Consider the following 2194-nt stretch of genomic DNA (forward strand, 5'->3'; position numbering starts at 1 on the left):
CGTCTGCCCGAAGCGCTGCCGTCCGCAGCTGGCCAGTGGGGTGAAGTGCTGCGGCTGGGCGAGCCGCGTCGGCTCGACCAGGGCGACAGCGTGCTGGAGATCGAGACGCCGCTGGGCATGACCCAGGTCCACCAGCGCCTGTTAGGTCCGGTCACGGCCGACGGCAAGGTCATCGGCATGATCGAACTGGGTCGGGTGGGAGCCTCGCCGGCGCGTGCGCTGGAACTGGAGCTGCTGACCCAGGTGGCCGAGCCGATTGGCGTGGCCCTGCGCGCGGCGCTGCTGCGCGAGCAGCTGGTGGAACTGCTGGAGGAGACCCAGCGCCAGAGCGAGGAACTGCAGACCCAGCAGGAAGAACTGCGGGTGGCCAACGAGGAACTGGAAGAGCAGAGCCGCAGCCTGCTGCACTCGCAGGCCAGCCTGGAGCAGCAGCAGGTGGAGCTGGAACAGACCAACGTGCAGCTGGAAGAGCGCACCCACGAGCTGGAGTCGCGCCAGCAGGCGCTGCTGCTGGCGCAGGCGCAGCTGGTCCAGAACAGCAACGAGCTGGAGGCCAGCTCGCGCTACAAATCCGAGTTCCTGGCCAACATGTCGCATGAGCTGCGCACGCCGCTCAACAGCGCGCTGATCCTGGCCAAGCTGCTGGCCGACAACAAGGACGCCAACCTGTCCGAGGAACAGGTGAAGTACGCCCAGGCCATCCATTCCTCGAACAACGACCTGCTGGCGCTGATCAACGACATCCTGGATCTTTCGCGGATCGAGGCGGGTCATGTGGAGCTGACCGATGAGAACGTGGCCGTGTCCAGCGTGCTGCAGCGCCTGAAAGACACCTTCCAGCCCCTGGCCGAGCAGAAGGGTCTCGCCCTGGTGCTGCAGGCCGACGCCGATGCACCCACGCAGCTGGTCACCGACAGCCAGCGCCTGCAGCAGATCCTGAAGAACCTGCTGGCCAATGCGGTGAAGTTCACCGAGCATGGCAGCGTCAGCCTGAGCGTCCGCGGCACGGCGTCCGGTCGCATCCAGTTCACCGTCACCGACACCGGCATCGGTATTGCCCAGGCGCAGACCGAGGTGATCTTCGAGGCGTTCCGCCAGGCTGATGGCAGCACCCGTCGCCGCTACGGCGGCACCGGGCTGGGCTTGTCGATCTCGCGCGATCTGGCTGCGCGCATGGGCGGCAGCATCAGCGTCACCAGTGAACCCGGGCGAGGCAGCAGCTTCACCCTGGAGCTGCCGCTGGTGGCAACCCAGGGCGAGACGCTGGGGACGGCGCACGCCGCACCTGATGTCCGACCGGCCGCCGTCGCTGCCAGCACCCCCGCAGCTTCAGCCCCGGTCGCGGCACCGGCCGCAACGACGAGCGATACCCCGCGCGTGCTTGACGACCGCGGTCGCCGCAGCCGCGCCGGGCGGATGATCCTGGCGGTGGAGGACGACGCCGCCTTCGCCAGCGCGCTGGTGCAGATGGCGCACGAACTCGACTTCGACTGCGTGGTTGCCCAGACCGCTGAAGAGGCCTTGAGCCTGGCCAGCGAGCTGCGCCCCAATGGCATCCTGCTCGATATCGGCCTGCCCGATGTGTCGGGTCTGAGTGTGCTTGAACGCCTGAAGCGCGACCCGGCCACCCGCCATATTCCGGTTCACGTGGTCAGTGGGCTGGAACGCTCGCAGGTGGCGCTGGAGCTGGGTGCCATTGGCTATGTGATCAAGCCGGCGACCCGCGAGCGCCTGGTCGAGGCGATCCAGCAGCTGGAGGCCACCAACCAGCGCGACGTGCGTCGTCTGCTGATCGTGGAAGATGACAGCGAGCTGCGCTCGAACCTGAAGCTGCTGCTGGGCCGCGACCAGCTGGAGATCGTCGGCGTGGGCACCATCGCCGAAGCGATGGCAGCGCTGTCCGGGTCGACCTTCGACTGCATGGTCACCGACCTGGCGCTGCCCGACGGCACCGGCTACGACCTGCTCGAGCACATGGCGGCCAATGAAGCGCTGTCGTTCCCGCCGGTCATCGTCTACACCGGTCGTGCGCTCACCCGCGACGAAGAACAGCGCCTGCGCCGCTATTCCAAGAGCATCATCATCAAGGGCGCGCGCTCACCCGAACGCCTGCTCGATGAGGTGACGCTGTTCCTGCACAGCGTGGAGGCCTCGCTGCCGACCGACCAGCAGCGCCTGCTGCGCGAGGCACGCC

1 protein-coding gene is annotated in these 2194 nt (G+C 67.7%); it reads left to right on the forward strand.

Going from position 1 to position 2194, the window contains the following annotated elements; translation table 11 throughout:
- Nucleotides 1-2194 (forward strand): response regulator (locus EGJ34_RS21480; protein ID WP_125362422.1); only part of this gene is annotated, 2194 nt, incomplete at both ends.

The organism is Stenotrophomonas sp. 278 (assembly GCF_003935715.1).
Lineage (GTDB): Bacteria > Pseudomonadota > Gammaproteobacteria > Xanthomonadales > Xanthomonadaceae > Stenotrophomonas > Stenotrophomonas maltophilia_AH.